This window comes from Streptomyces sp. NRRL F-5650 (assembly GCF_000721365.1).
Taxonomy (GTDB): Bacteria; Actinomycetota; Actinomycetes; order Streptomycetales; family Streptomycetaceae; genus Streptomyces; species Streptomyces ardesiacus.
Window position 1 is genome coordinate 43,564 of record NZ_JOGV01000038.1, and the last position, 26,158, is coordinate 69,721.

The window sequence follows — 26,158 nt, forward strand, 5'->3', positions numbered from 1 at the left end:
ACCTTCCGGGCCCAAAGTCCTGTCCGTTTCGTGACGTTACGCACTGACAGGCGGTTAGTCCTCCCTTCAAGCTGATGTAGGAAGTCGGGGGTCGACTTTGAACCGGGAGTACGTCAGTGAGCGCCATGCCGATCGCCCTGCTGCTCACCACGGCCGCCACCGGCGCCGTGGGCGTCGCCGTCCTGCGCAGCATCCTGGTGCTGCGCCGCCAGGTGACCGCCCTGCGCACCGAGCTGGCCGAGAGCCGGGCCAGCGCCGCGCGGGGCCGGGTGCCCGCCGCCCGCACCACCGCCGACACCGAGGAGATACGCGCCGCCGTCGCGGAGGCGCTCGCCGACGAGCGCGAGCGGGAACTCGCCGAGGCGCGGGCCTTCTGGGCCGCCCAGGAGACCCGGGACGCCTCCGACGCGCCCCTGCTGCTCGGCCTGTCCGACAGTGAGCTGTTCCTGCCCCGTCAGGCCGACCTCGTGGGCCTGGAGCCCGCGGTCGAGCCGGTCGCGGACACCGAGGAGCCGTCCGCCTCCGACTCGGGCCCCCGGGAGTCCGCCGAGCTGGCCGCCGCCCGCCGCCGGCACCCCTCGCACCCGGACTTCGTACCGAACACGCCTCCGGCCGTGAACGACCACGACCGCACCGTGGCGGCCCTGGAGGAGCTGGCCGAGTCGAGCGTCGCGCTGGCGGACGTCCGCCCGGGCCCGCTGGGCACCCTCGACGTGTACGTCTTCGCCGACGGCACCACCCTGTGCATGACCCCGGGCCACCGCGAGACCGCGGAGCGCCTGTCCGCCGCGCTGGGCGCGGGCCAGACGCCGTACCTCCTGGGCGGTTCCGGGATCTCCGGCGCCTACACGCTGACCTTCGCCTGCGGGGAGGAGAACGTGTACATCCTGGCGGACCGCGTCATAGCGTCCCTGTAGGAACCGTCGTAGTCACCGGGCCGGGTCAGACCCCGGCCCTTTTGCGGGCCTCCTCCACGAGCCCCGCCGCCTCCTCCACCTGGCTCTCGTCCTCCAGTACGAGGGCCAAGTCGTGTGCGGCGACGGCGATCTGGTCGGCGGCGGCGAACATGCCCGCGTCCGGCATCTCACGGGGCTCGGCCCCCGGCTCCTCCACGCGCTGGGCACGCCGGGCCAACTCCCTGGCCAGCTCCAGCGCCTCCGCGGCGGCACCGCGCTGCAGCCTGCTCTGTGGGGCGGCCCGCAGCCGGTCGGCGAAGTCGTCCACGGCACGGGTCAAAGGCGTCGTATCAACCACGGCGCGAGCGTACGCGGCCCGCCGGGACTGTTGCCAACGGACGAACCCTCGGGCACGGTGACCTGAAGGACCGGCCTACGACCCTTTCACCCGGAGGCGCCGATGTCCCAAGTCTTCTCCGAGGAGACCCATCGCAATCTGCTCGCCCGCATCCCGCAGTGCACCGGCCGTGAGATCTCCGACTGGCTGCGTGCCGTCGAGGACGGCCCCGCCCTCCTCCGTTTCGAGGAGAAGGTGAGCTGGCTCCGCCACGAACACCACCTCGCCTACGGCCACGCGAAGGCGATCGTCCACGAGTACGACCTGAGAAGGGCCGCCCGCAGACTGCTGTGAGCCGGCCCCGACCACGGCACCGGGCGTCCTCGCCCGCCCCGCCGGGTTGTCGTCCCGGCGGGGCAAAGTCGCGCCGGGACGCTCACCGGGCGGCCCGGACCGCCACTGTCATGCGACGGTGTTGAACGTGGTGCCTTCTCCCGCGTACAACGACGTCGCCCGGCGGACGAAGGCGGCGGTGACGGAGCCCGTCGAGTGGTAGAAGTACGTCCCACCGGCCCCGTACGCGATCAGGTCCGGGCGCCCGTCGTTGTCCACGTCCCCTGCGCCGACGAGGTGCGTGTACACGTTCCATCCGCCGCCGACCCGCACGCGGGTGAGGAAGTTGCCCTTGCCATTGCCCTGGTACAGCCACAGGACGCCGTCCTTGTCGCGGGCGACGAGGTCCCCGGCAGCCGTGCCGGCGATGTCCCCGACGGTGGTGATCTCGTTGTAGACGCCCCAGCCGCCGCCGACCCGGGTGCGGGCGGCGAAGGGAGCGGAGGCGGAACCCGTGCCCTTGTAGAACCACAGCACTCCGGCGGTGTCCGCGGCGAGGAGGTCGGTGCGGCCGTCGCCGTCCAGGTCCGAACCGCCGGTGAGCCTCGTGTAGACGTTCCATCCGCCGCCGACCCGGACGCGGGCGGCGAAGGTGCCGTCCCCCTTGCCGAGGTAGTGCCACAACACGCCGGAACCGTCCAGGGCGACCAGGTCGCCGTCCCGGGAGCCCCCGAGGTCGCCGACGGCCTCGATCTGCTTGTACGTGTTCCAGCCGCCGCCGACTCGGGTCCGCTGAGCGGGCGCGACCTGGCCGTCCACAGGCCGGTCCCGCAGGTCGTCGCGCCACAGCACGCCGGACGCGTCGCGGGCGAGGAGGTCGGTGGAACCGTTGTCGGTGTAGTCGTGGGGGTTGGCCGTCCGGTCCACCGTCATCGCGAAGCTCTGCCCGGCGATCTCACCGAGACCGTCGAGCGAGGCCGCCCTCACGTCCACCGTGTACGCGCCGTTCGGTGCGTCCACCCCGGCGATGGTGCCGTCCCAGGTGTAGGTGAAGTCGGTGCCGGTGCCCGGCGCGTCGACGCGCGTGCGCAGTTGCCTGCCCGTGGCGTCGTGCGTGAGGGTGAGGTCCAGTCGGGCGTCGGGACGCGACAGCGTCCAGCCCAGCGTCACCTTGCCGCCCGTCCGGTCGAGATGAGCGACCCCGGGGACGTCGCCCCCCATGATCTCGACGCCGGTCGCCTGCTCCCCCGCGTCCGCCACCTTCGTGACCGTCGGGGTGCCGTCCTGCGCGGCCTCGATCCGGAACAGCCCGTCACCGTCGGCGGCCCGCGCACCCCTCACCACCGCGCTGCCGTCCCCGGCGCCGGCCGAGCCGGAGCCGCTCTCCGCGAGGACACGGGTCTCCCCGCTGGTCAGGGAGACGGCCCGGACGGGCGCCCACGGATTGCCGTACACCAGCCAGTCGCCCACCAGCTCGGTGTACCACTCGTCGCCCCGGGCGCCCAGGACGGTCTGCTTCTCCTCGCCCGTCGCGCGGTCGACGGACGTGACGTACATCCCGGTGCCGGACTTCCAGTCGAGCCAGGCCACCTGTGTGCCGGAGAACATGAGGTGGGTGAAGTCGTAACCGGAGTCGGCGGACGCGTACGTCTCCGACACCGTCGCGGCCGCCAGGTCGACCAGCGCACGGCCACCGGTCCGGGCGGCCGCCGGGCCCGTCTCGTACCCGACGAGGACGGCGCCGTCCCGCACGACGGAACCGGTGAAGTCGGTGGCGTCCGCCGGCAGTCCCGTGACCTTGCGGCTGGTCGTGGTGGTACCGCTCTTGCTCACGATGTGCAGTTCCGCCGAGCCGTCGTCCTTCGTCACCTGCGCGAGCACGCTCGTCGGGCCCAGCACGGCGACATAGTTGCCGCCGAGTGCGCCCAGGTCGATGTCGACACCGGGAGCCGTGGGGTCGGCCATGTTCCGCAGGGTGAGGGAGCGCATCTGGACGATCCAGTTGTCGTCGCCGAGGGCGACCACGTCACCGCCCGAGGAGGCCCACCCGCCGTCCTCGGGGTAGTCGAGCAGGGTCGGCGCCCCGCCGCCGTACGGCCACCAGCGCAGTTCCCGCTCGCCGCCCGACGTGAAGGAGTAGCCGAAGAAGCCGTCGGCGCTCGCGCCGGTGATCTCGACGTCCTTCGGGAAGGCGGAGAGGCCGGCGGACCGGGCGGCCGAGACCGGGACCGAGGCGGCGGCAAGAGCGGAAGGGGCCGAGGCCAAGGTGCCGGCCCCGAGCGAGGTGACGGCAAGGACCGCGAGGAAGGCCGTCGACAGACGGGTCCCGCTGGAACGGAACTGCAAGGTGGACTCCCACGAGAGGTTCGGACACGGAAGCAGTGCGCCCGGATCAGACTCGTGATCGATTCGCATGGTTGTACGTGACGGCCGCACCCACGCGAAGGGCCCCGGGCACGAAGCCCGGGGCCCTTCTCCTGCGCGGCCTTGGGCCGGCGCCGGTGACCGCTAGTCGTTGCTGTTCAGGATCGCGATCAGGCGCAGGAACTCCAGGTAGATCCAGACCAGCGTCAGCGTGAGGCCGAACGCGGCGAACCAGGACTCCTCGCGCGGGGCGCCGTAGGCGAGCCCGTCCTCGACCTGCTTGAAGTCCAGGGCGAGGAAGCACGCGCCGAGGATGACGCCGATGACGCCGAAGACGACACCGAGCGCACCGCTGCGGAAGCCGAGGCCGTCACCGCCGCCGAAGACGGCGAACAGCAGGTTCACCATCATCAGCAGGACGAAGCCGAGCGCGGCGGCCATCACGAAGCCGTAGAAGCGCCGGTTGACGCGGATCCAGCCGGCCTTGTAGGCCACCAGCACGGCGGCGAAGACCGCCATCGTGCCGATCACGGCCTGCATGGCCGCACCGTCGGCGATGCGGTTGTCGACGACGCTGGAGACGACGCCGAGGAAGACACCCTCGAACGCCGCGTACGACAGGATCAGCGCCGGCGTGGGCTTGCGCTTGAAGGACTGGACGAGCGCCAGGACCATGCCGACCAGCGCGGCACCGATACCGATGCCGTACGAGCGGCCGATGTTGGCGTCGTCCACCGGCAGCAGCGCCCACGCGAGCGCGGCCGTCACCACGAGCACGCCGAGGGTGCTCGCCGTACGGATGATGACGTCGTCCATCGTCATCCGGCCGGCGGTGGCGGGCGCCTGCGGCGGCGCGCCGTACTGAAGGTCCTGCTGGGCGTACGGGTTCTGCGCGTACGGGTTGCCGGCGGGCTGGGCGTACGGATTGCCCTGCGCGCCCGCGTACGGGTTCCCCTGCGTGGCGACGGCGGGTCCCCCGGCCTGCGGCGCGGCGTTGAAGCCCGCGTAGCCGTTGTCGCGGCTGAACCCCCGTCGCGAGAAGACCGGGTTTCTGCTCCTCATTTCACTCCTCCATGGCCACACGGCGCAGCCTTGGCTCAAGAGTAATAGAACGGCAAAGGAATGACCCTACTGCTTGAGGAGGATCTTTCCCTCGCCTTGCGACTCAACACGCTACGCCGATCAGTGATTCCCCTCACGCCCGGGGCCGCACCGGCCGCCGGGCGCGCCGCTCAGCCGACCGGGAAGCCGGTGTAGGCCTCGGCGAGGTCGGTCTCGGCGGCACGGGAGGAGGTGATCCGGTCGAGGCGGGCCAGTTGGAGCCGGCCCTCGAACGGGGTGGCGTCCGGGGCGGTGTGCAGCAGGGTCGTCATGTCGTACGAGAACCGCTCGGCCTGCCAGACGCGGCGCAGGCAGGTAGCGGAGTAGGTGTCGAGCAGTTCGTCGGAGCCGGTCGCGGCACGGTGGGCCAGCGCCCGCGCGAGGGTGACCACGTCGCCGACGGCGAGGTTGAGGCCCTTGGCGCCGGTGGGCGGCACGATGTGCGCGGCGTCGCCGGCCAGGAAGAGGCGGCCGTGCCGCATGGGCTCGTGGACGTAGGAACGCATCGGCGTGACCGACTTCTGGGTGATGGGGCCGCGCCGCAGCGTCCAGTCGTCGTCGGTCTCGAAGCGGCGCTCCAGCTCGTCCCAGATCCGCTCGTCGCTCCAGTCGTCCGCGTCGGTGTCCGCGGGGACCTGGAGGTAGAGGCGGGAGACGGACGGGGAGCGCATGGACAGCAGGGCGAAGCCCCGGTCGTGGCGGGCGTAGACGAGTTCGTCGTGCGAGGGGGCGACGTCGGCGAGGATGCCGAGCCAGCCGAAGGGGTAGGTCCGCTCGAAGGTGCGCCCGTCCGGCACGGCCGCCCGGGCCACTCCCCAGAACCCGTCGCAGCCGACGACGTAGTCGCACTCCAGCACGTCCTCGGCGCCCCGGTGGCGGTAGCGGACGCGGGGCCGGTCCGTCCCGGCGCCCTCCACGGCCAGGGCCTCGGCCTCGAACAGCAGCGGCCCGCCCTCCTTGAGCCGGAGGGCGATGAGGTCCTTGCAGACCTCGGTCTGCGCGTAGACCATGACGGACCTGCCGCCGGTGAGCGCGGGGAAGTCCACGCGGTGGCGGCGCCGGTCGAACCGCAGCTCGATGCCGTCGTGGCGCAGCCCCTCGCGGTCCATCCGCTCCCCGGCCCCCGCCTCGCGCAGCACGTCCACCGTGCCCTGCTCCAGGATCCCGGCGCGCTGCCTGCGTTCGACGTAGGCACGGTCGCGGCTCTCCAGGACGACCGAGTCGATTCCGGCGTTGTGCAGCAGCCGGGCGAGCAGCAGCCCGGCGGGGCCTGCCCCGATGATGCCGACGGTGGTGCGCATCGGTCGTTCCCTTCGATCGGCGTCGTTGCCTTGCTCGAACCCACGAGTGTTCGCCTGGTGAAATTTCCTTCACCCTCGATGCGCCGAGTCTCGGCTTCCCACGCACCCCTGTCAACGGGCGAACCGGACATCCTTGCGGAGTCCTTCCTCGGGTCCCCGGAAGGCACGCCTCCCCGGCCCGGCGAGGGCCCGCGTCAGCCCTCCCGGTGTTCCCTCAGCAGCCGCTGGATCTCGGCCAGCGTCTCCCGGTCGGCACCGCCCCGGCCGCCGCCCGTGAGGGCGTCCAGGCGCTCGGCGGTGCGGAAGTCGTAGGCCCGCTCCTCGTCCTGCCCCGGCACGGCGGCGTACGACTCCTTGTCGGCGAAGCCGACGACGACGTCCACGGCCTTGGCGATGATCCAGGTCAGGACGAAGGAGTAGGCGGCCACGGCCAGAACGGCGACGACCTGCTTCCACAGCAGGGAGCCGCCGCCCCCGTAGAAGAGGCCCTCCTTGCCGCTGACCGAGGAGGTGGCGAAGAAGCCGACCATGAGCAGTCCGACCAGGCCCCCCGCGCCGTGCACGCCGACCACGTCCAGGGTGTCGTCGACGTTCAGCCGGTACTTGAGACTGATGGCGAACGCGCAGACGAAGCCCGCGACGAGTCCCGTCACGAGGGCGCCGCCGGGGTCGATCTCCCCGCACGCGGGGGTGATGGCCACCATGCCGGCCACGGCCGCCGAACCCACGCCCATCATGGTGACCCGCCGGGTGCGCCAGTACTCCACCAGCGGCCAGGTGACCATCGCACCGGCCGCGCCGAGCTGGGTGTTGATGAAGGCCGTGGCGGCGGTGCCGGTGTCGCGCACGGCCGACCCCGCGTTGAAGGCCAGCCAGCCGAACCAGAGCAGCGCGACGCCGATCATGACCAGGGGGATGTTGTTGGGCGTCGGCTCCTTGCGCCGGAAGTCCGCCGGGCCCCTGACGACCAGCGCCGCGGCCAGCCCGGCGATGCCCGAGTTCAGCTCCACCGGCAGGCCCCCGGCGAAGTCCAGGGCGCCCAGGTGCTTGGTGATCCAGCCGTACTTCGTGTCGAAGACCCAGTGCGCGATCGGCACGTACACGATCAGCAGCCACAGCACCGAGAAGACCAGCCAGCCCCGCATCGTGGCCCGGCCCGCGATCGAGCCGCTGATCAGCGCCACCGTGACGATGGCGAAGCCCATCTGGAAGGTGGCGTAGACGTAGGTCGGGATGGACCCGGTCAGCGTGTTCGGCCCGATGCCGCGCAGGAAGGCGTGGTCGAGGTTGCCGATGAACCCCGCGCCGCCCACGTCCGGGCCGAAGGCGAGCGAGTACCCGACGATGAACCAGAGGATGGTGACGAAGCACAGCGAGGCGAAGCTCATCTTGAGCATGACCAGGATGTGTTTGGTGCGGACCATGCCGCCGTAGAAGAAGGCCAGGGCGGGGGTCATCAGCAGCACCATGGCCGCCGCGGCCAGCATCCAGGCGGTGTCGCCGGAACTGTAGGCGGGCGGCATGGGGGCGGGCGCGGTGATCACGGCGGTCTCCTCGTGGCGGGCGGCTACGGTTTGCGCAGGTCGGGTGCGGGGTGCCCGGTGAGCAGCCGGCGTACGGCGTCCCACGCGGCGCGGACGGCCTCGGTGAGCCGGGGCTCGTCGTGGCCGAGAACACGCACCCAGGCCCCGCAGTCGTCCGGGAGCACACTCGCCCCGTGGAGGACCTCACGGCCGGTCAGGGACGTGTGCAGGGCGTCGGCGATCTCCTCGGCCGGGCGCCGGCCGCTCACCACGAACAGGGAGGCGACGTGGTCGTGCCCGCCGAAGACGCCGGGGCCGTCCACCCCGCCGTGCCGCTGCGGCGTGAGCCGCTGCGTGTCCACCGCCAGCAGGGTGCCGTCGGGCCGCCGGATCTCCAGGTCGCCGGTGAGGACGGTGTACGCATGCCGTTCACCGCGGGCGATCCGGCCGGCGGTGACGGCCTCCGCGTAGACGACCGTGGCGCCCTCGTCCACGGTGAGCACCACGTCCTGGTGGAAGCGCGCCCCCTGGAAGGGGATGAGCGCATCGGGCAGGTACTCGACGTAGGCGCCCTCGGCCGCGCTCAGCCGCACGAGCTGGGTCGCGTAGTCCTGCTCCATCCGGTAGACCTTCGTGGCCGCCTGCGTCGTGAACAGCGCCTGGGCGCCCGGACCGCACCTCAGGTCCTGGCGGTAGCGGTCGGCCTGGGCGATGCCACCGCCCGTGGCCATCACGTAGGTGCAGGCCATGCCGGGCAGCGCCGGGTCGACGTAGAGCGGGCGCATGATCTCCAGCGGGGTCTTCTGGTACCGCTCGACGAGTTCGGTGCGCTCCCCCCGGCGGACGAAGCCGAGGTCGAGGATGCCGACCTTGGCCGGCGAGCCCGGGCCCAGCGTTTCGGGCGCTGCGGAGAACGCCGACAGCTCCGGGGGGAGCCGCCGGGGCTCGTAGTACTCCGGCGCGAGCCGGTCGCGGACGGCCCGCATGTCAGATCAGGACCTCACGCCGGGACTCGAGGAAGGCGAGGACCTCGTCGACGCCCTTTCCGGTCAGGCAGTCGGTGAGCACCACCGGTCCCTCGCCGCGCACCGTGTGGGCGTCGGACTCCATGACGCCGAGGTCGGTCCGTACGTACGGGGCGATGTCGATCTTGTTGATGACCAGCAGGTCGGAGTCGGTGATGCCGGGCCCCCGCTTGCGCGGCATCTTCTCGCCCTCGGCGGTGTCCAGGACGAAGACGAACACGTCGACCAGAGCCGGGCTGAACGTGAGCGTCAGGTTGTCGCCGCCGCTCTCGTAGAGCAGGACGTCGACGTCCGGGCAGCGTTCCAGCATCTCCGCGCCCGCCGCCAGGTTCATCGTGGGGTCGTCACGGACGGCGGTGTGCGGGCAGGCGCCCGTCTCGACGCCCACGATCCGGTCGGCGTCCAGGACGCCGTCGAGGGTGCGGCGGATGTGCTGGGCGTCCTCCTGGGTGTAGATGTCGTTGGTGATCACGGCCGGCCGGCGGCCCCGTTCGATCAGGATCGGCACGAGGGCCTCGATGAGGGCGGTCTTGCCCGATCCGACGGGTCCGCCGATTCCCACGCGCAGCACGTTGTCCCGCACTTGTCTTCCTCTTCTCGTGGTCACGCCAGCGGCCCTCGCCGTCGGCGGTGGGCCGGTGGTCCGGTTGGTCCGGTTGGTTCGAGTGGTTCCCGGTGGGTCCGGTGGTTTCGGTGGGCCCGGTAGGCCCGGTGGGCCCGGAGGTGCGGCGGTGCGGCGGTCAGCTCGCGAACAGCCGCGCGGGGGCCCGTTCGTGACGGCCCGACATGACGTCCACCGCGTACGTGGTCGCACCAAGGTCGTCGATCCCGCGGTCCAGCGCCTCCCCGGTGGTCTCCTCGATCACCGGGGCTGCCTGTCGCAGCAGGCTCTGGGCCAGCCGGTGGTCGGTCAGCCGCAGCCTGAGCGCCGCCCCGGCGAAGCTGGCGCAGAAGGCGAACAGGTCGGCGGCGACGGCCTGCCGGACGGGAACCCCGGTCGCCGCGTAGACGACGCCCGCCGCGACGGCCTGGGTCCCCGGTGCCCGGCGCTCCCCGACCACACGGTGGTAGTGGGCGATGCCGGGCGCGCCGAAGACCTCGGCAGCGAGGTCCAGCAACTGGCGTCCGGTCCGCGTCGCCGCCTGCCGCATCTCGCGGCCCAGTTTGGTGGCGTGCAGCCGTCGGTCCGTCGCGGCCACCGCGTCCCAGTCGCCGGCCGCGGCGGCCCGGTGGGCCAGGGCCAGCGCGGTGGCGTCGGCCGGGCCGACACCGTGCCGGAGCACGTCGTGCAGCAGCGCGGCCAGGGAGTCGTGGTCGACGGCCCTCTGCTGCACGAAGCCCTCCAGGCCGTGGGAGAGGGTGTAGAAGCCGCTGGGGAACGCCGAGTCGGTCAGTTGCAGGCTGACGAGGAGGTGGTCCAGGACGGTGGCGGGGGACACCATCATCACCGTGGCGTCCGTCGTCCCGTCCTCGGCCACCTCGGCCGTCGTGGTCCTCTCCTCCCGGTACACGGGCTCAGGCGAGGAAGAAGAGCTGGTTGAGGGGGAGCCTCTGGGCCGGGTCGATGGTCGCCACCTTGCCGTCCACCGTGACTTTGTACGTCTCCGGATCCACCTGGATGTCGGGCACCACGTCGTTGCGGATCATGTTGTGCTTGCCGATCGTGCGGGTCTTGCGCACCGGCAGCACCGTGCGCTGCAGGCCCAGCTTCTCCGGCACCCCGGCCGCGATGCCGGCCTGGGACATGAAGGTGACGTGGGTCGACTGCATGGCCTTGCCGTACTGGGCGAACATGGGCCGGTAGTAGACGGGCTGCGGAGTCGGCAGCGAGGCGTTCGGGTCGCCCATCTGGGCCCAGGAGACGATGCCGCCCTTGATCACCATCTTGGGCTTGGCACCGAAGGAGTGCATGGGCCACAGCACGATGTCGGCGAGCTTGCCCGCCTCCAGCGAGCCCATGTGGTCGGAGGTGCCGCTGGCGATGGCCGGGTTGATGGTGACCTTGGCCAGGTAGCGCAGGACGCGCTGGTTGTCGTTGCGCTCGGAGTCCTCGGGCAGCGGGCCGAAGGCCTCCTTGCAGACGTGCGCGATCTGGAAGGCGCGGGTGACGGACTCCCCGACGCGGCCCATGGCCTGCGAGTCGGACGAGATCATGCTGATGATGCCCCGGTCGTGCAGGACCGTCTCGGCCGCGATGGTCTCCGCCCGCACCCGGCTGTCGGCGAAGGCGACGTCCTCGGGGATGTCGTGGCTGAGGTGGTGGCACACCATCACCATGTCCAGCAGCTCGTCCACGGAGTTCTTGGTGTACGGCAGCGTCGGGTTGGTCGACGAGGGCAGGACGTTCGGCTCGCCGGTGACCCGCAGGATGTCGGGTGCGTGGCCGCCTCCCGCGCCCTCGCTGTGGAAGGTGTGGATCGTACGGCCGTCGATCGCGGACCGGGTGTCCTCGAAGAAGCCGCCCTCGTTGAGGGTGTCGGTGTGGATGGCGACCTGGACGTCGTGCCGGTCGGCGACGGCCAGCGCGTTGTCGATGACGGCGGGGGTGGAGCCCCAGTCCTCGTGGACCTTGAGCGCGGCGGCGCCCGCCTCGATCTGCTCGTCCAGCGCCGCGGGCAGGCTGCCGTTGCCCTTGCCCATGATGCCGAGGTTGACCGGCAGGTCCTCGGCCGCCTCCAGGAAGCGGGCGATGTTGTACGGACCGGGCGTGCAGGTCGTGCCGTTGGTCCCGTCCGTCGGCCCGGTGCCGCCGCCGAAGAGCGTGGTGATCCCGTTGCTGAGCGCCTGCTCGCACTGCTGGGGCGAGATCAGGTGCACGTGCGAGTCCATCGCGCCCGCGGTGGCGATCAGGTGCTCACCGGCGATGACCTCGGTGCCGGGGCCGATGACGAGGCGGGGGTCGACGGCGTCCTGGGTCTGCGGGTTGCCGGCCTTGCCGATCCCCGCGATGAAACCGTCCTTGACGCCGATGTCGCACTTGACGACGCCGATCACCGGGTCCAGGACGACGGCGTTGGTGATGACCAGGTCGAGGGCGCCCTGCGCGGCGGTGGCCTGCGGGTCCGAGGCCATGCCGTCGCGCATGGTCTTGCCGCCGCCGTAGACCACCTCGTCGCCGTACGAGCCCTCGCGGACGTCCTTCTCGACCTCGACGACGAGGTTGGTGTCGGCCAGCCGGAACCGGTCGCCCACCGTGGGGCCGAACAGGTCGGCGTACTGCTTGCGGGACAGGGTCGGCATGTCAGTTGGATCCCTTCTTCTTGGACTTCTTGGCGCCGCCCTTGTCCGGGGTCCCGGTGCTGCGGAAACCTCGCTCCAGCGCCCGGCTCACGGCCTCCACCCGGGCCGGGTGCGACTTGACGCTGCCGTTGAGGAGGCCGCTGAAGCCGGTGAGGCGGCCGGTGCCGGCGTAGGTGCACAGCTCCACCTCGCGGGTACCGCCGGGCTCGAAGCGCACGGAGGTCCCGGCGGCGATGTTGAGGTGCATGCCGAGCGTGGCCTCGCGGTCGAACTCGAGGGCGGAGTTCGCCTCGAAGAAGTGGTAGTCCGAGCCGACCTGGATGGCGCGGTCGCCGGTGTTGCTGACCGTGACCTTGAGGGTCCGCCGGCCGGCGTTGATCTCGATCGGCTCGTCGCCGTACTGGTAGCGGGGAGGAAGTTTCATCGAAGGCTCCTGCTGGGTGGGAGAACGGAGGAGGCGGAGGCGGAGGCGGAGGCGGATACGTCGGCGTGGACGGGGGCGCTCGCGGAGGCCGGGGCACCGAACGCCCCGTGGCCGTGCCCGCCGCCGCCCGGTGCGGGATCGTGGCCGTGCGCGTGGCCGCCGGGACCGTGGCCGTGCGCGTGGCCGCCGGGACCGTGGCCGTGCGCGTGGCCGCCGGGGCCGTGGCCGTGCGCGTGGCCGCCGGGGCCGTGGCTGTGCGCGTGGCCGTGGTCGTGGGCCGCTCCGAGTCCCCGGGCCAGCCCGTCATCGCCGTGCCGGTCGAGCCGGTGCCAGGCCGTGCCCACGCGCGCGTCGAGCACGCCCGCCGTCGCGGACGCCGTCAGGAGGGGCCCGCCCGGCTCGCAGTACCCCGGCTCCGGCACCCGCGGGACCGCCCAGGCGGCCGGGAGCAGCGCCACGCGCCCGGCGCCCAGGGCACGGCAGCGCCGAACGCCCTCGTCCGGGTCCGGATCGCCACCGGTGAGGGCGACCTCGACGGTGCGGTGACGGCCGTACTGCCGCACCAGACGCGCGATCCGGTAGAGGTCCGCGTCGACGAACGGGTCGCCGGACGGCGCGGTGACCAGGAGCGCCCGGTCGCCGGGCACGCGCGAGGCCGCCGCCCTGAGCCAGCCGACCAGGTGCTCCGCGGTCCCGAACGGCTCGGCCAGCACGGTCCTCCCGCGCTCCTCGGGGGTCAGGCCCAGCAGGGTGCGGGCGGCGTCGGCGACCAGTTCCGGGTCGCGGCCCAGCGTCATCGGCACCACGCAGACGTCCTCGCCGCGGGAGCGGGAGGCGCGGACGCGGCGGAACAGTTCACGGCCGCCGGTCACGCAGGTGACCCGGCGGTCCAGCAGGTCCCGCAGGGCGTGGCCGCCGTCGCTCTCGTGGCCGCAGACGGCGACCACCGTGCCGGCGCGCACGGATCAGCCGCCGACCGGGTCGTGGCAGGAGACGAGCTTGTTGCCGTCGTCGAAGGTGGCCTCCACCTGGAGCAGCGGCAGCATCTCCCGCACGCCCGGCATGGTCTGCTCCTCGCCGACCACCTGCCGGCCCAGCTCCATGCAGTCGGCGACGGACTTGCCGTCCCGGGCGGCCTCCAGGATGGCCTCGGTGATGAGCGCCACCGACTCGCTGTAGTTGAGTTTCAGACCGCGCTCCCGTCGTTTGCGGGCCAGGTCCGCGACGACGTACACCAGGAGCTTGTCGATCTCTCGGGGGGCCAGGTTCATGGGACTGCCTTCCTCGGTAACGCGGGGCGTGACACGGTCGGGGGGCGGGCCGGAGGCCGTCAGGAGTCGTCGGCGCGCAGGGTGATGCGGGACAGGACGGGCACGGCCGCCAGCAGGGCCCAGGTGGCGATGTTGAACGGCCAGGTGAAGGTGTGGCTGCCGAAGGACTCGAACAGCACCGACAGCGAGGCCGTCAGGGCGGTGGTGGCGGCGGCGGCCAGCACCGTGTAGGCGAAGTTCCAGCCGGTGGGGCGCAGCAGGACGACGCCGAACGCCAGGCTCGTCAGGACCGCGTTGTAGCCGTAGATCCCCTCGCCGATCAGTGCGGCCGGGGCGCCGAGCGCCCACGCGGTGAGGATCCCGACGACGCTGCCCAGGACGGCGAACAGCCCCACTCTCCACCCGGCCAGGAAGAGGCCGGCCAGCATGACGAGTCCGACGTACCAGGTCTCGACGAAGAAGATCTGGGAGAAGTTGGAGAAGAAGCCCTGCCACAGGTCGGTCCAGCTGACGTGGGGGCTCTTGGGAGTGGCGGGGGTGACGGCGGACTCGGGGGTGCCGTGCCAGACCCGCTCGAAGGAGGGCGCGCCCAGCACCATCACCAGGGAGACCAGGCAGAACGGCCCGGTGAACGCCTTGAGTCCGACGGGGCGGAGCAGGTTGCCGAGGGCTGCGGTGACCAGGGTGCAGGTCACGGCCGCGGCCACGGCCATGACGTAGGTCGAGGGGTGGTTGCCGAGGTACACCACCATGGCGATGCCGCCGAGCACGCCGCAGTAGGTCATCAGCCCCTGGGTCACGGAGTCGTGCGAGACCGCCAGCAGCCGCGCCGTCAGCGTGGAGACCACGGCTCCGACGGTGGCGAACAGGCCGATCTCCCAGCCCGCCACCCACAGGGCGACGAGGATGACGAGCGAACACCACAGGCTCGCCTGGAAGTCGACCTGCCCGACGCCGCGCAGGGCGCCGAGCGCCGTTCCCTTCCACTGGTGTGCGGCCGACGGCGGTGGGGGCGGCCCGGCGCCGTGCTCCGCCGACTGCGAGGCCACGCTGAACTCCTTCGCGCAGGAACGCGGCCCCTGACGGGCCGTCGACTGGTGGTGGGCGGCCGTCCGGTCACACGAGGCCGCATGATCGAGAGCCGGTTAATGTGACGATATGCACCTTCTGGGCGGTATGCATCTCCATCCTCACCCGGACACCACGAGCGGCCCGCAGCCGCCCGTGGTCGCCGTGGTGGCGGTCGGCGGAGCGGCCGGTGCGCTCCTGCGCTACGGGGCCTCACGCCTTTGGCGCAACGGCAGCGACGCCGCACTGATGTGGCGGACCGGCGAGGCCGCGTTCCCGGTGACGACCGTGCTGATCAACGTGGTCGGATGCTTTCTGATGGGCGTGCTCACCGTCACGCTCAAGGAGCACTTCACCGGCGCTCCGCGCCTGCTCAACCCGATGCTCGGCACCGGCGTCCTCGGCGGCTTCACCACGTTCTCCTCCTACACCGACGACACCCGTCGGCTGCTCGAGAACGACCAGCCGGGCTACGCCGTGGCCAACCTGCTGGTGACGGTGGCGGGCTGTCTGACGGCGGTGGTCCTGGGCGTGGTCGTGGCACGACTGGCCCTGGTGCGTCGCCGGCCCGCGGAAGCCGGCGAGAGAGGCGGGTCCTGATGGAGTGGCTGCTGGTCCTGGCGGGCGGCGCACTCGGCGCCCCCGCCCGCTACCTGATCGGTACGGCGTCGAAGGAGCACCTGCGTGGGCCCTTTCACTGGGGCACGTTCCTCGCCAACATGGCCGCCGCCCTGCTCCTGGGCTTCTTCGTCCAGGCGGGCGCCGAGGACGCGCTCGGCGGGACCGGTCAGGCGCTGCTGTCCACGGGGTTCTGCGGTGCCCTGTCCACCTGGTCGACGTTCTCCAACGAGGTCCACTCCATGGCGAGCGCCCGGCGGATCGCCGGGGCCGCGGGCTACGTGTCCGTGACGGTGGCCCTCGGGCTCGGGCTGTCGTTCGCCGGCATGGCGGTCGCCGAGGCCCTGTGGTGAGCACGGCAGCGTGCTGTTCCGTGCCGCACCGCTGCTCCTGGGAGCGGTTGTCCTCGCCGTCCGCCTGGGCGGTGAGCGTGCGCCGCCGGAGTGGCCGGACCGTCCCCCGGGCCTCCGTGTCCGACCGCCCGGCTGCTGGTGCCGGCGGGCAACCTCGAGAACTTCAGCGCCGGCCCTGCGGTGATCGAGACCTTGTGCCCGTCGGGCGCCGGAGCCGATCTGCCCGCGGAGCCGAGGGCGGTTCTCCCCCGGCGCTGGGCCAGGAGCCCTTCAGCGGTCTCGGCCACCGCCTCGACGAGGTCCCCGATCGACATGCGCCGGAGCCGGAGCAGTTCGCCCCGGCCCCTGCGGAACGGCTCCGCACAGAAGCCGGGCAGCTCCCGGACGCGTCCCCCGCCGTCGCCGAGATGCGGGCCCGCGCCCTCACAAGGGTCCGGCATCCGAGGGGACGACCGCCGTATGAGCGGCGAGGCCGTCACCACTGGTCACACCGGGTAGCAGCGGTGGTGCCCGGAGCCGGACTTGAACCGGCACGCCCTCTGAGGGGCAGCGAGGTTTAAGCTCGCCGTGTCTGCATTCCACCATCCGGGCAGGCCATGGGCTCCGCGTCGCGCGCCTCGACCCTATCGGGACGCCCCTCCTGACCTCGGGCGGGAGAACCGATGTTGTCTTATTTTATTGGCGCCTGAGGGGGCATCAGATGCCGGGGCAGGCCGTCAGCACATGCCAACAGCCTTGCGTGCTGCGGTGCACGGCGTAAGCGGAATGACGGGATTTCACCGTCTCAACAAGGGCGCCCGCCCTGTTCTCGCGCTCCTTGCGGACCACTCCTGCGCTCCGGCGCGCACGGCAGGTCCTCAGGGTCGCCCGTCATCCGCAGGTATGACACCGGCCCGCTCCCTCCGACCGGAGTCGCCCCCCGGAACCGGAACAGCGGCTGACTACACGGCGCCCCGCGGCCGGGACGATGGATGACGTCCCCGGGCACACAGCGTGCCGGCCGCACGCACCGTGCCGGTCGCACCGTGCCGGCCGCACATGCCCGTGCGGGCCGCACACACCGTGCCGGTCCCCACACGCCGTACCGACAGGAGCGCCCTTCCCGTGACCACCGCACCCATCGCCGACCGGTCCACCTCCGTGGCCGCGCGCGCCACGGAGCTTTCCAAGATCTACGGCCAGGGCGAGACCCAGGTGGTCGCCCTGGACCGGGTCTCCATCGACTTCCGGCAGGCCGAGCTCACCGCGATCATGGGCCCCTCGGGGTCCGGGAAGTCCACCCTGATGCACTGCGTCGCGGGCCTGGACACCTTCTCGTCCGGCTCGGTGCGCATCGGCGAGACCGAGCTGGGCTCGCTCAAGGACAAGCAGCTCACCAAGTTGCGCCGGGACAAGATCGGCTTCATCTTCCAGGCGTTCAACCTGCTGCCGACGCTGACCGCGCTGGAGAACATCACCCTTCCGATGGACATCGCGGGCCGCAAGCCGGACAAGCAGTGGCTGGACTCGGTGATCCAGATGGTGGGCCTGTCCGGCCGCCTCGGACACCGTCCCTCCCAGCTCTCCGGCGGGCAGCAGCAGCGCGTCGCCGTGGCGCGGGCGCTGGCCTCCCGGCCGGAGATCATCTTCGGCGACGAGCCGACCGGCAACCTCGACTCCCGTTCCGGCGCCGAGGTCCTCGGCTTCCTGCGCAACTCGGTGCGGGAGCTGGGTCAGACCGTGGTGATGGTGACCCACGACCCGGTGGCCGCCGCCTACGCGGACCGGGTGGTCTTCCTCGCGGACGGACGCATCGTCGACGAGGTGTACGGGCCGACGGCCGACTCCGTGCTCGACCGCATGAAGCGGTTCGACGCCAAGGGCCGCACGAGCTGACCCGCCCCCGCCCCTGATTCGCACGTACCTCCGGACAGAGAAGACCCATGTTCCGTACCGCCTTGCGCAACGTCTTCGCGCACAAGGCCAGGCTGTTGATGACCGTGCTCGCCGTAATGCTCGGCGTGGCGTTCGTGTCGGGCACCCTGGTCTTCGCCGACACCCTCTCCAACGCCTTCCGCAACCAGTCGGCGAAGAGCTACGACGACGTCGCCGTCGCCGTCACCTCGTACGCCGACTCGGACAACTCCGAGCAGGAGTACGGCCTCTCCGGCAAGACCCTCGACCGGCTCTCGGCCGTGGACGGCGTCGCCGGGGTGTACGGCCGCGTCGAGGGCTTCGCCGGGGTCGCCGACCCCGACGGGAAGCTGATCGGCGTCGGCTGGTCCAACAAGGGCTCGAACTTCGCCCCCGGCAAGGACGGCAAGGACGCCGCGTACACGTTCACCGAAGGCTCCGGCCCGGTGAAGGACGACCAGATCGCGCTGGACGAGGAGACCGCCGCCAAGGGCGAGTACAAGGTCGGCGACCGGGTGCGCGTCGCGACCAACGGCCCGGTGAAGGAGTACACCCTCAGCGGTGTGTTCACCACCGAGGACGGTGCCGTCAACGCCGGCGGCAGCCTCGTCCTGTTCGACACCGCCGTCGCCCAGAAGCAGTACCTGCGGCCCGGCTACTTCGAGAGCGCCACCGTCACCGCCGCCCCCGGCGCCGACGACGCGCGGATCCTGAAGGCGGTCGAGCCGCTGCTGCCGGACAGTGCCGAGGCCCGGACCGGCCAGGCGCTCGCGGACGAGCAGGCCGACCAGATCGAGCAGGGACTGGGCAACCTCAAGCAGGTCCTGCTCGGCTTCGCGGGCATCGCGCTCTTCGTCGGGATCTTCCTGATCTCCAACACCTTCACGATGCTGGTCGCCCAGCGCACCAAGGAGATCGCCCTGATGCGCGCCGTCGGCGCGTCCCGCAGGCAGGTCACCCGCTCCGTGCTCGCCGAGGCCGCGCTGGTGGGCCTGGTGGCCTCGGCGGTCGGCTTCGCCCTCGGCGTCGGTCTGGCCGTCGGACTGCGCTCGGGCATGGCCGCGTTCGACATGAAGATGCCGGCCGGTCCGCTGGTCCTGTCGGCCACGCCGGTGGTCGCGGCGTTCGCGGTGGGCGTGCTGATCACGGTGTTCGCCGCCTGGCTGCCGGGCCGCCGGGCCGCGAAGATCCCGCCGGTGGCGGCCATGAACAGCATCCACGCGGTGGCCACCACCAAGTCGCTGGTGGTGCGCAACTCCATCGGCGCCGCCGTCACCGCCCTCGGTGCGGCGGGGATCGTGGCGGGCGCCTCGGCCGGCGGCGACGACGGCCGGCTGTACATCGGGGCGGGTGCGTTCTTCGCGCTGATCGGCGTGATCGTCCTGATCCCGCTGCTGTCCCGGCCCGTGATCGCACTCGTCCGTCCGCTGCTCGTGGGGCCCTTCGGGGTGGCGGGCAAGCTGGCCGGCCAGAACGCGGTCCGCAACCCGCGCCGCACCGGCGCCACCGCCTCGGCGCTGGCGATCGGACTGACGCTGGTGACCGGCCTGTCGGTGCTCGGCGTCACGGTGGGCACGGCCATCGACAAGATGACCACGGACAACATCAGGGCCGACTACATGGTCACGATGGCCAACGGGGGCGACCTCGACGGGTCCGCGCTGACGGCCCTGGAGAAGGCCGACGGCGTGTCCGCGGTGTCGCCGCAGCAGGACGCCTACTTCCGGGTCGACGGCGACTACGTGTCCGCCTCGGCGGTCACCCCCGGTGACATCGAGAAGGTCCTGACCGTCGACGTCGTCAGCGGCGACGCGGGCTCGCTGGCCCGGGGCCGGATCGCGGTCGCCGAGAAGACGGCCGAGAACCGGGGCTGGAAGCCCGGCGACAGCGTCTCCGTCACCTTCGACGACGACGCGAAGGCCACGCTGACGGTCGGCGCCGTCTACAAGGACAGCGAGTTCCTCTCCCCCGTCCTCGTGGACCGCGAGGTCGTGGACCGGCACGAGGCCAAGCCGTCCATCCGGCAGATCTTCGTGAAGGTCGACGGCGGCCAGTCGGCGGCGAACGAGAAGGCCCTCGTCGACGCGCTCGGCGACAACCCCGCGATCACCGTGATGGACCGGCAGGACATCCGCGACGAGTTCGGCGGCGCCATCAACACCCTGCTGAACGTCATGTACGGCCTGCTGGCGATGGCCCTGATCATCGCGGTCCTCGGCGTCGTCAACACCCTCGCGATGTCCGTCTTCGAACGGCAGCAGGAGATCGGCATGCTGCGCGCGATCGGTCTGGACCGGCGCCGGGTGAAGCGGATGGTGCGGCTGGAGGCCGTCGTCATCTCGGTGTTCGGCGCGGTGGTCGGCATCGCTCTCGGCACGTTCCTCGGGTGGGCGATCGGCGAGACCGTCGCCACCGAGATCCCGGGGTACGCGCTGGTCCTGCCCTGGGACCGGATCGGGATCTTCGTGGTGCTGGCCGCCCTGGTGGGCGTCCTGGCCGCCATGTGGCCGGCCCGCAACGCCGCCCGGCTGAACATGCTGAACGCGATCAAGGCCGAGTGACCCGCCGGCCGTGACGCGGCACACCGAAGGGCCGGGCCCCACGCAGGGGCCCGGCCCTTCGGGCTGGAGCGGATCAGGCCGGGGCGGGCGCGCCCCACACGCGGGAGCGCAGCGGCAGGCCCGAGGCGCCCGAGGCGGGTGTCTTCACGGCGAGGACCTGGTTGACGCCGATGCGGTTGCGCTCGAAGGACAGCGCGGAGGCGGCCATGTAGAGCCGCCAGACCCGCGCGCGGCCGGGGCTGACCAGCCTGAGGGCCGTCGCCCAGTCGGACTCCAGGTTGGCGACCCAGCGGCGCAGCGTGAGCGCGTAGTGCTCGCGGATCGACTCCACGTCGCGGACCTCGAAACCGGCGCGCTCCAACTGGGTGACGGTGGTGCCGACGGGGGCCAGCTCGCCGTCGGGGAAGACGTAGGCGTCGATGAACTCGTCGACGTGGTAGGCGCCCTCGTCCTGCTGGGGGCGGCGGGCGATCTGGTGGTTCAGCAGCCGGCCGCCGGGCTTGAGCAGCTTGTGCAGGTCGGTGGCGTACTCCAGGTAGCGCTCGGCGCCCACGTGTTCGGCCATGCCGATGGAGGAGATGGCGTCGTAGGGGCCGTCCACGACGTCCCGGTAGTCCTGGACGCGGATCTCCACCCGGTCGGTGAGCCCCTCGTCGGCGACGCGCTTGCGGGCGTAGGCCGCCTGCTCCTGGGAGAGGGTGACACCGACGACGTGCACGCCGTGCTCGCGGGCCGCGTGGATCGCCATGGAGCCCCAGCCGCAGCCGACGTCCAGGAGGCGCTGACCGGGGCTCAGGTCCAGCTTGCGGCTGACGAGTTCGAGCTTGTCGTGCTGGGCGGTCTCCAGGGTGCCGCCCTCGGACGGCGGGGCGGGCCAGTAGGCGCAGGAGTAGACCATGGAGGGGCCGAGGACGAGTTCGTAGAAGTCGTTGCCGACGTCGTAGTGGTGGCTGATGGCCCGCTTGTCGCTGCGCTTGGTGTGCAGGTGGCCGCGGACCCGGCGGACCTCCTCGGGCGGCGGGGCGGGCGGCAGCGGAGGCCCGGCGAGCTTCACCAGACCGCGTACGGCCGCCCGGACCTCGGGGTCGCGCAGCGCCTCGACCAGGCCGCGGGCGTCCTCACCGCGTTCCCAGATGAGGCCGGCCATGAGGTCGAGCGCGGTGTAGAGGTCGCCGTCGATGTCGAGGTCGCCGGCCACCCAGGCGCGGGCCAGGCCCAGTTCACCGGGTTTGAACAGCAGGCGGCGCAGTGCCCTGCGGTTGCGGACGACCAGGGCCGGAGCGCCCGGCGGACCCGACTGCGAACCGTCCCAGGCGCGGATGCGCACCGGGAGTGGTGCTCCCAGCAACTGTTCGAAGAGGTTCTGCAGCCGCAGCGCGGCGTCAGCCATGGCGTACCTCCGTGACGAGCGATCCCGGAATGTCCAACACCACGTAAACACCTGGGAGCCCGCCGTACAGTCCCCGGCACGCGTTACGACTCGGCAAAATAGCTGTACACACCAAGTACCCGCCGGCGCACGTGTCGGCCGAACGGCGCAGCACGAAGGGGCCGTCCGCACCACGGATGGCGGACGGCCCCTTCGGGGGACTGCTGCTGCTGCGCGTACTGCCGCTACTGCTGCGCGTACTGCCGCGAGCGGCCGGGGGTCAGGAGGCCTTGGCCTCGGTCTTCTCGGCCGGCTTGTCGTCGGCGGCCTTCGCCGCGGCGGGCTTCGGGGCCGGCTTCGCGGCCTCGTAGAACTCCTCGCGCGGCGTCTCCATCGCGCCGAGGGAGACGACCTCGCGCTTGAGGAACATGCCGAGCGTCCAGTCCGCGAAGACCCGGATCTTGCGGTTCCAGGTCGGCATCGCGAGGCCGTGGTAGCCGCGGTGCATGTACCAGGCGAGACGGCCCTTGAGCTTGATCTTCATCTTGCCCATGACGATCATCGCGACGCCCTTGTGCAGGCCGAGGCCCGCCACCGCGCCCTTGTTGGCGTGGCTGTACTCCTTCTGCGGGAAGCCCCGCATGCCGGAGATCACGTTGTCGCCGAGGACCTTGGCCTGGCGCAGCGCGTGCTGGGCGTTGGGCGGGCACCAGGCGTTCTCGTTGCCCGCCTTGCGGCCGACGAGGTCGGGCACCTGGGCGTTGTCGCCCGCGGCCCAGATGTAGTCGGTGCCCTGGACCTGGAGGGTCGCCTGGGTGTCGACGTGACCGCGCGGGCCCAGCGGCAGGCCGAAGCGGGCCAGCGCCGGGTTGGGCTTGACGCCGGCCGTCCACACGATGGTGTTGGAGTCGACCTCCAGCCCGTTCTTCAGCACCACGTGGCCGTCGACGCAGGAGTCCATGGAGGTGGACAGGTAGACCTCGACGCCGCGGCCCTCGAGGTGCTCCTTGCCGTACTGGCCGAGCTTGGGGCCGACCTCGGGGAGGATCTTGTCGGCGGCGTCCACGAGGATGAAGCGCATGTCCTCGCGGGAGACGTTGTTGTAGTACTTGGCCGCGTCGCGGGCCATGTCCTCGACCTCACCGATGGTCTCCGCGCCGGCGAAGCCGCCGCCGACGAAGACGAAGGTGAGCGCCTTGCGGCGGATCTCCTCGTCGGTGGTGGAGTCGGCCTTGTCGAGCTGCTCCAGGACGTGGTTGCGCAGGCCGATGGACTCCTCGATGCCCTTCATGCCGATGCCCTGCTCGGCGAGGCCGGGGATCGGGAAGGTGCGGGAGACCGCGCCCATCGCGATGACCAGGTAGTCGAAGGGCAGCTCGTACGCCTCGCCGACCAGCGGCGCGACGGTGGCGACCTTGCGGTCCTGGTCGATGGTGGTGACCCGGCCGGTGAGGACCTCCGCCTTCGGGAGCACGCGCCGCAGGGGGACGACGACGTGCCGCGGGGAGATGCTGCCGGCGGCGGCTTCGGGGAGGAAGGGCTGGTAGGTCATGTACGACCGCGGGTCGACGACGGTGACGGTCGCCTCGCCGTAACGCATCTTCTTCTGGATGCGTCGAGCTGCGTACAGGCCTACGTACCCACCGCCTACTACGAGGATCCTGGGACGCTCCGTGGTGCTCATGGCATCGAGTATCCACCCGGTCCAGGGGGGTGGATCGTGCGCCCCTTCACAAGGTTCGACGGAGGCTGTGCTACTATCCGCCGCCAACGTGACGGAGATCATGGTGCGGGGCGGAACCGGTGCCGGGGGCGTCCCGTTGTCAATGCCTCTTGAGCTGCACCTCCGCGCCGCCGGGACGGTGGACCGCCCTCCCGCGAGGCGTCCCCGGAGGGCGCTCGCGACACCGTACTGAACACGTTCAAAGGGCAGTTGAAGGCCCAAAAGGGTCAACGCGCGCGCTTTCCTCGTCCCACGGGGCCCAATTCCTTGTGAAGAACTTCACGAACTTTGCCGACGGAATGTCGCCGCAGGGCCCGCAGGGCCCCTGACACCCGCTCAATCGTCGTAGGCCCTGCTCAGACGGCCACGGATGCGCCCTGTACACAGGGGTGCGTACACCGGCTCCATGGCTGAGAACACCGTGACCGTACGGGAGGTTCGCGCGCACCTCGCCGATCACATCAACCGGGCCGGGGGAGGCAGCACCGTGACCACGGCGGAACCGCTGGCGGACCTGTTCGCCGAGCAGGACGGCGGGGCGGCGTGAAGTACGCCTTCCGGTTCACCACGGCGGCACAGCGTCAGCTCCGGGCGATCAGCCGCCCCGGTGCCATGCGCATCCGGGCGGCCGGCGGGACGTCCACCGCAACCTGTGAACGCCCCGCCCCGCCCCGCACCGCACCAGCAACACCGCCTCAGCGCACCTCGGCGGCGCAGCTGTGAGCGATGCCGTCGAGGATGTCGTGCTCGCTCACGACGACCTCCTGGGCGCCCGTCCGTTCCATGATCGACAGGAGTACCAGGGCACCGGCCCCGATCACGTCGACGCGGCCCGGGTGCATGGACGGGACCGCCGCGCGCTCCGCGTGGGTGGAGCGCAGCAGCCAGTCGGTGATCTCGCGGACCCGCTCGCGTGAGACGCGGGAGTGGTGGATGGCGGCCGAGTCGTACTCCGGCAGCTCCTGCGCGATCGCGGACACCGTCGTCACGGACCCGGCCAGGCCCACCAGCGTGCGCGCCTCGCGCAGCGGCACCGTCCGCTCCGCCAGGTCCAGGGCCGCTTCGATGTCCGCCCGCATCGCCGCCACCTGGGCCTCGGTGGGCGGGTCGGTCACCGCCCCGTCGCGCACCAGGTGCCGCTCGGTCATCCGTACGCAGCCGACGTCCACGGAGCGGGCGGCGCGCACGTGGTCGTCGCCCACGACGAACTCGGTGGAACCGCCGCCGATGTCGACGACCAGGTAGGGCCGGTCCGGGCCGGCACGGCCGGTCAGCTCCTTCGTGGCGCCGGTGAAGGAGAACTCCGCCTCCTGGTCCCCCGAGATCACCTCCGGCTCCACGCCCAGGATGTCCAGCACCCCGCGCACGAAGTCGTCCCGGTTCTCCGCGTCGCGGGAGGCGGAGGTGGCCACGAAGCGCAGCCGCTCGGCACCGTGCGCCTTGATGACCCCGGCGTACTCCCGGCAGGCGGCGAAGGTCCGCTCCAGCGCCTCCGGCGCCAGCCGCCCGGTGCGGTCGACGCCCTGGCCGAGCCGCACGATGGTCATGCGCCGGTCCAGGTCCGTCAGCGTGCCCGTGGCCGGGTCGACGTCGGCGACCAGCAGCCGGATGGAGTTCGTTCCGCAGTCGATGGCGGCGACCCGGGTCACTGGGCGTCCTCCCCCTCGGTCCCGGGCACCGTCACGCACGGCCCCTTGCGCCACCACTCGGGCAGCATCGCGATCGCCTCGTCGCCCAGCGGGTTGACGCCGGGACCGGCCGCCAGCGAGTGGGCGACCAGCACGTGCAGGCACTTCACACGGTCCGGCATGCCGCCCGCGCTCGGAAAGCCGGTCAGCTCCTCGATCTCGTCGCGGCGCCGGACGTAGTCCTCGTGCGCGGCGCGGTAGGCGGCGGCCAGCTCGGGGTCGGCGGCCAGGCGCTCGGTCATCTCCTTCATCACGCCGTTCGCCTCCAGCGTGCCGATGGCGGAGGCCGCCCTCGGGCACGTCAGGTAGTACAGCGTGGGGAAGGGCGTGCCGTCGGGCAGCCGCGGAGCCGTCTCCACGACGTCCGGCTGACCGCACGGACAGCGGTGCGCGATGGCGCGCAGACCGCGCGGGGGACGCCCGAGCTGCTGCTTGAAGGCCGCCACGTCCGCGTCGGTCGGCTCGGTGCGCGGGGTGGTCGGCGGGGGAGTCTGCATGACTGTCTTCTGCTGGTCTTCCTGTTGAGTCACTGCCGGCGCGGTCGTTTCACTGCCGGAGGGCGGCGGCGTCGGCCTTGTCGACCCCGTCCCACACGTTGCGGTACCAGGGCCGGTCGGCGGCCCCGGCCTCGGCGCGCGCCTGCCCGGCCGCGTCCGGGTCGACGACGACGAACCCCGTCTCCCCCGGCATCACGTAGTGCAGCCGCAGCCGGACCTGCTGCTCGGCGTAGGCGTCGTCCTGCCAGCGTGCCTTGAGGTCGCGCAGGTCCTCGACCCGCTGCCGGGCCTCCCGCTGCTGCTGCCTCAGATCGGCGATCTCGGCGCGCTGGGCGACGTACTGCCGTATCGGATAGGCGAGGGCCACGACGAGCGAACACAGCACCATCGCGAGCAGCGCGGCCCGGCCGGTCAGCCGGGAGCGCCGCGCCTGGCGCCTGGTCTGCGAGCGGTAGACACGGGCCGCCGTCTGTTCCCCGATGATCCGGATCCTGGTCGCGGTGGAGAAACGGTCCCGGTCCTTCACCGCCATGCCTGTCCCCGCCTTCAGTCCACACGTGCGTACGTCCCCGC

The 26,158-nt window shown here is 71.8% G+C and carries 25 protein-coding genes, 1 tRNA gene and 1 pseudogene; 8 read left to right on the forward strand and 19 right to left on the reverse strand.

Annotated elements, in window-relative coordinates; translation table 11 throughout:
- The first annotated feature begins 116 nt into the window (after positions 1-116).
- On the forward strand, positions 117-917 hold the full coding sequence (locus IG88_RS0128175) for a hypothetical protein (RefSeq protein WP_037836875.1): 801 nt from the start codon (positions 117-119) through the stop codon (positions 915-917).
- 25 nt (positions 918-942) lie between these two features.
- Here IG88_RS0128175 and IG88_RS0128180 read toward each other — a convergent pair whose 3' ends face one another.
- On the reverse strand, positions 943-1,254 hold the full coding sequence (locus IG88_RS0128180; protein WP_199807513.1) for a hypothetical protein: 312 nt from the start codon (positions 1,252-1,254) through the stop codon (positions 943-945).
- Between the two features lie 102 nt (positions 1,255-1,356).
- On the opposite strand from IG88_RS0128180, the gene IG88_RS0128185 reads away from it, so the two are divergent.
- Positions 1,357-1,587: a DUF4287 domain-containing protein gene (locus tag IG88_RS0128185; RefSeq protein WP_031047071.1), complete on the forward strand. Its 231-nt coding sequence runs from the start codon at positions 1,357-1,359 to the stop codon at positions 1,585-1,587.
- A gap of 108 nt (positions 1,588-1,695) precedes the next feature.
- Here IG88_RS0128185 and IG88_RS0128190 read toward each other — a convergent pair whose 3' ends face one another.
- From IG88_RS0128190 to IG88_RS0128245, 12 genes are all read right to left on the reverse strand, one after another.
- Positions 1,696-3,912 (reverse strand): FG-GAP-like repeat-containing protein, encoded by a 2,217-nt coding sequence (locus IG88_RS0128190; protein WP_051852103.1) that lies wholly within the window; start codon positions 3,910-3,912, stop codon positions 1,696-1,698.
- A 162-nt stretch (positions 3,913-4,074) separates the two neighbouring features.
- Positions 4,075-4,992 carry a Bax inhibitor-1/YccA family membrane protein gene (locus IG88_RS0128195; RefSeq protein ID WP_031047077.1) on the reverse strand — a complete coding sequence of 306 codons (918 nt, stop codon included), beginning with the start codon at positions 4,990-4,992 and terminating at the stop codon, positions 4,075-4,077.
- 170 nt (positions 4,993-5,162) lie between these two features.
- Positions 5,163-6,332 carry a 4-hydroxybenzoate 3-monooxygenase gene (locus IG88_RS0128200; RefSeq protein WP_031047079.1) on the reverse strand — a complete coding sequence of 390 codons (1,170 nt, stop codon included), beginning with the start codon at positions 6,330-6,332 and terminating at the stop codon, positions 5,163-5,165.
- A 194-nt stretch (positions 6,333-6,526) separates the two neighbouring features.
- Positions 6,527-7,876: an ammonium transporter gene (locus IG88_RS0128205; protein ID WP_031047081.1), complete on the reverse strand. Its 1,350-nt coding sequence runs from the start codon at positions 7,874-7,876 to the stop codon at positions 6,527-6,529.
- A 23-nt stretch (positions 7,877-7,899) separates the two neighbouring features.
- A complete protein-coding gene (locus IG88_RS0128210; protein ID WP_031047083.1) occupies positions 7,900-8,841 on the reverse strand; it encodes an urease accessory protein UreD in 942 nt (313 codons plus the stop codon).
- Between the two features lies 1 nt (position 8,842).
- Complete coding sequence (gene ureG, locus IG88_RS0128215; RefSeq protein WP_030404357.1) at positions 8,843-9,463, reverse strand: urease accessory protein UreG; 621 nt, start codon at positions 9,461-9,463, stop codon at positions 8,843-8,845.
- Between the two features lie 157 nt (positions 9,464-9,620).
- Positions 9,621-10,325, reverse strand: a complete 705-nt coding sequence (locus IG88_RS0128220; RefSeq protein ID WP_051852104.1) for an urease accessory protein UreF — start codon at positions 10,323-10,325, stop codon at positions 9,621-9,623.
- A gap of 70 nt (positions 10,326-10,395) precedes the next feature.
- Entirely contained in the window at positions 10,396-12,120 is a 1,725-nt protein-coding gene (gene ureC, locus IG88_RS0128225) for an urease subunit alpha (protein WP_031047087.1), read from the reverse strand.
- Between the two features lies 1 nt (position 12,121).
- Positions 12,122-12,544: an urease subunit beta gene (locus IG88_RS0128230; protein WP_031047089.1), complete on the reverse strand. Its 423-nt coding sequence runs from the start codon at positions 12,542-12,544 to the stop codon at positions 12,122-12,124.
- The gene (locus tag IG88_RS0128235; protein WP_234332337.1) at positions 12,541-13,506 is read right to left on the reverse strand and encodes a sirohydrochlorin chelatase; all 966 of its coding nucleotides are present in this window, start codon (positions 13,504-13,506) and stop codon (positions 12,541-12,543) included. Before IG88_RS0128235 ends, IG88_RS0128230 begins: the two co-directional genes overlap by 4 nt.
- Before the next feature lie 3 nt (positions 13,507-13,509).
- On the reverse strand, positions 13,510-13,815 hold the full coding sequence (locus IG88_RS0128240; RefSeq protein ID WP_030404362.1) for an urease subunit gamma: 306 nt from the start codon (positions 13,813-13,815) through the stop codon (positions 13,510-13,512).
- A 59-nt stretch (positions 13,816-13,874) separates the two neighbouring features.
- On the reverse strand, positions 13,875-14,864 hold the full coding sequence (locus IG88_RS0128245; protein ID WP_078861641.1) for an urea transporter: 990 nt from the start codon (positions 14,862-14,864) through the stop codon (positions 13,875-13,877).
- A 127-nt stretch (positions 14,865-14,991) separates the two neighbouring features.
- Here IG88_RS0128245 and crcB point away from each other — a divergent pair, with 127 nt between their 5' ends.
- Positions 14,992-15,483, forward strand: coding sequence for a fluoride efflux transporter CrcB (gene crcB, locus IG88_RS0128250; RefSeq protein WP_107452324.1), 492 nt, complete (start codon positions 14,992-14,994; stop codon positions 15,481-15,483).
- Positions 15,480-15,854, forward strand: a complete 375-nt coding sequence (locus tag IG88_RS0128255) for a fluoride efflux transporter FluC (protein ID WP_031047136.1) — start codon at positions 15,480-15,482, stop codon at positions 15,852-15,854. Before crcB ends, IG88_RS0128255 begins: the two co-directional genes overlap by 4 nt.
- A gap of 504 nt (positions 15,855-16,358) precedes the next feature.
- On the opposite strand, the gene IG88_RS0128260 is transcribed toward IG88_RS0128255, so the two are convergent.
- Positions 16,359-16,445: transfer RNA gene (locus IG88_RS0128260), tRNA-Leu, on the reverse strand.
- A gap of 513 nt (positions 16,446-16,958) precedes the next feature.
- On the opposite strand from IG88_RS0128260, the gene IG88_RS0128265 reads away from it, so the two are divergent.
- A complete protein-coding gene (locus IG88_RS0128265) occupies positions 16,959-17,729 on the forward strand; it encodes an ABC transporter ATP-binding protein (protein WP_031047099.1) in 771 nt (256 codons plus the stop codon).
- 47 nt (positions 17,730-17,776) lie between these two features.
- Positions 17,777-20,308 (forward strand): ABC transporter permease, encoded by a 2,532-nt coding sequence (locus tag IG88_RS0128270; RefSeq protein WP_031047101.1) that lies wholly within the window; start codon positions 17,777-17,779, stop codon positions 20,306-20,308.
- A 73-nt stretch (positions 20,309-20,381) separates the two neighbouring features.
- Here the strand turns inward: IG88_RS0128270 and IG88_RS0128275 are convergent, their stop codons facing one another.
- A complete protein-coding gene (locus tag IG88_RS0128275) occupies positions 20,382-21,698 on the reverse strand; it encodes an SAM-dependent methyltransferase (RefSeq protein WP_031047104.1) in 1,317 nt (438 codons plus the stop codon).
- Between the two features lie 259 nt (positions 21,699-21,957).
- Positions 21,958-23,361 (reverse strand): NAD(P)/FAD-dependent oxidoreductase, encoded by a 1,404-nt coding sequence (locus tag IG88_RS0128280; protein ID WP_037836876.1) that lies wholly within the window; start codon positions 23,359-23,361, stop codon positions 21,958-21,960.
- A gap of 445 nt (positions 23,362-23,806) precedes the next feature.
- Here IG88_RS0128280 and IG88_RS43870 point away from each other — a divergent pair, with 445 nt between their 5' ends.
- Together IG88_RS43870 and IG88_RS44530 are read left to right on the forward strand one after the other, a co-directional pair.
- Positions 23,807-23,947, forward strand: coding sequence for a hypothetical protein (locus IG88_RS43870; RefSeq protein ID WP_199807514.1), 141 nt, complete (start codon positions 23,807-23,809; stop codon positions 23,945-23,947).
- Positions 23,944-24,030 (forward strand): annotated as a pseudogene (locus IG88_RS44530) (type II toxin-antitoxin system RelE/ParE family toxin); the annotation flags it as partial. The gene IG88_RS43870 and the pseudogene IG88_RS44530, both read left to right, overlap by 4 nt.
- Before the next feature lie 65 nt (positions 24,031-24,095).
- On the opposite strand, the gene IG88_RS0128290 reads toward IG88_RS44530, so the two are convergent.
- From IG88_RS0128290 to IG88_RS0128300, 3 genes are read right to left on the reverse strand one after another with little or no spacing between them, the layout of a single operon-like run.
- Positions 24,096-25,049, reverse strand: coding sequence for a Ppx/GppA phosphatase family protein (locus tag IG88_RS0128290; RefSeq protein ID WP_031047110.1), 954 nt, complete (start codon positions 25,047-25,049; stop codon positions 24,096-24,098).
- Positions 25,046-25,585, reverse strand: coding sequence for a DUF501 domain-containing protein (locus IG88_RS0128295; protein ID WP_030404371.1), 540 nt, complete (start codon positions 25,583-25,585; stop codon positions 25,046-25,048). Before IG88_RS0128295 ends, IG88_RS0128290 begins: the two co-directional genes overlap by 4 nt.
- A gap of 49 nt (positions 25,586-25,634) precedes the next feature.
- The gene (locus IG88_RS0128300; RefSeq protein WP_031047114.1) at positions 25,635-26,117 is read right to left on the reverse strand and encodes an FtsB family cell division protein; all 483 of its coding nucleotides are present in this window, start codon (positions 26,115-26,117) and stop codon (positions 25,635-25,637) included.
- Positions 26,118-26,158: the final 41 nt, after the last annotated feature.

Excerpts from the sequence above, each read along its gene's own strand:
- IG88_RS0128185 (WP_031047071.1), top strand. The coding sequence starts at position 1,357 with ATGTCCCAAGTCTTCTCCGAGGAGACCCATCGCAATCTGCTCGCCCGC.
- IG88_RS0128270 (WP_031047101.1), top strand. The coding sequence starts at position 17,777 with ATGTTCCGTACCGCCTTGCGCAACGTCTTCGCGCACAAGGCCAGGCTG.
- IG88_RS0128195 (WP_031047077.1), bottom strand. The coding sequence starts at position 4,992 with ATGAGGAGCAGAAACCCGGTCTTCTCGCGACGGGGGTTCAGCCGCGAC.
- IG88_RS0128200 (WP_031047079.1), bottom strand. The coding sequence starts at position 6,332 with ATGCGCACCACCGTCGGCATCATCGGGGCAGGCCCCGCCGGGCTGCTG.
- IG88_RS0128295 (WP_030404371.1), bottom strand. The coding sequence starts at position 25,585 with ATGCAGACTCCCCCGCCGACCACCCCGCGCACCGAGCCGACCGACGCG.
- crcB (WP_107452324.1), top strand. The coding sequence starts at position 14,992 with ATGCATCTCCATCCTCACCCGGACACCACGAGCGGCCCGCAGCCGCCC.
- IG88_RS0128220 (WP_051852104.1), bottom strand. The coding sequence starts at position 10,325 with ATGATGGTGTCCCCCGCCACCGTCCTGGACCACCTCCTCGTCAGCCTG.
- IG88_RS0128230 (WP_031047089.1), bottom strand. The coding sequence starts at position 12,544 with ATGAAACTTCCTCCCCGCTACCAGTACGGCGACGAGCCGATCGAGATC.
- IG88_RS0128275 (WP_031047104.1), bottom strand. The coding sequence starts at position 21,698 with ATGGCTGACGCCGCGCTGCGGCTGCAGAACCTCTTCGAACAGTTGCTG.
- IG88_RS0128300 (WP_031047114.1), bottom strand. The coding sequence starts at position 26,117 with ATGGCGGTGAAGGACCGGGACCGTTTCTCCACCGCGACCAGGATCCGG.
- ureC (WP_031047087.1), bottom strand. The coding sequence starts at position 12,120 with ATGCCGACCCTGTCCCGCAAGCAGTACGCCGACCTGTTCGGCCCCACG.
- IG88_RS0128210 (WP_031047083.1), bottom strand. The coding sequence starts at position 8,841 with ATGCGGGCCGTCCGCGACCGGCTCGCGCCGGAGTACTACGAGCCCCGG.
- IG88_RS43870 (WP_199807514.1), top strand. The coding sequence starts at position 23,807 with ATGGCTGAGAACACCGTGACCGTACGGGAGGTTCGCGCGCACCTCGCC.
- IG88_RS0128280 (WP_037836876.1), bottom strand. The coding sequence starts at position 23,361 with ATGAGCACCACGGAGCGTCCCAGGATCCTCGTAGTAGGCGGTGGGTAC.
- IG88_RS0128240 (WP_030404362.1), bottom strand. The coding sequence starts at position 13,815 with ATGAACCTGGCCCCCCGAGAGATCGACAAGCTCCTGGTGTACGTCGTC.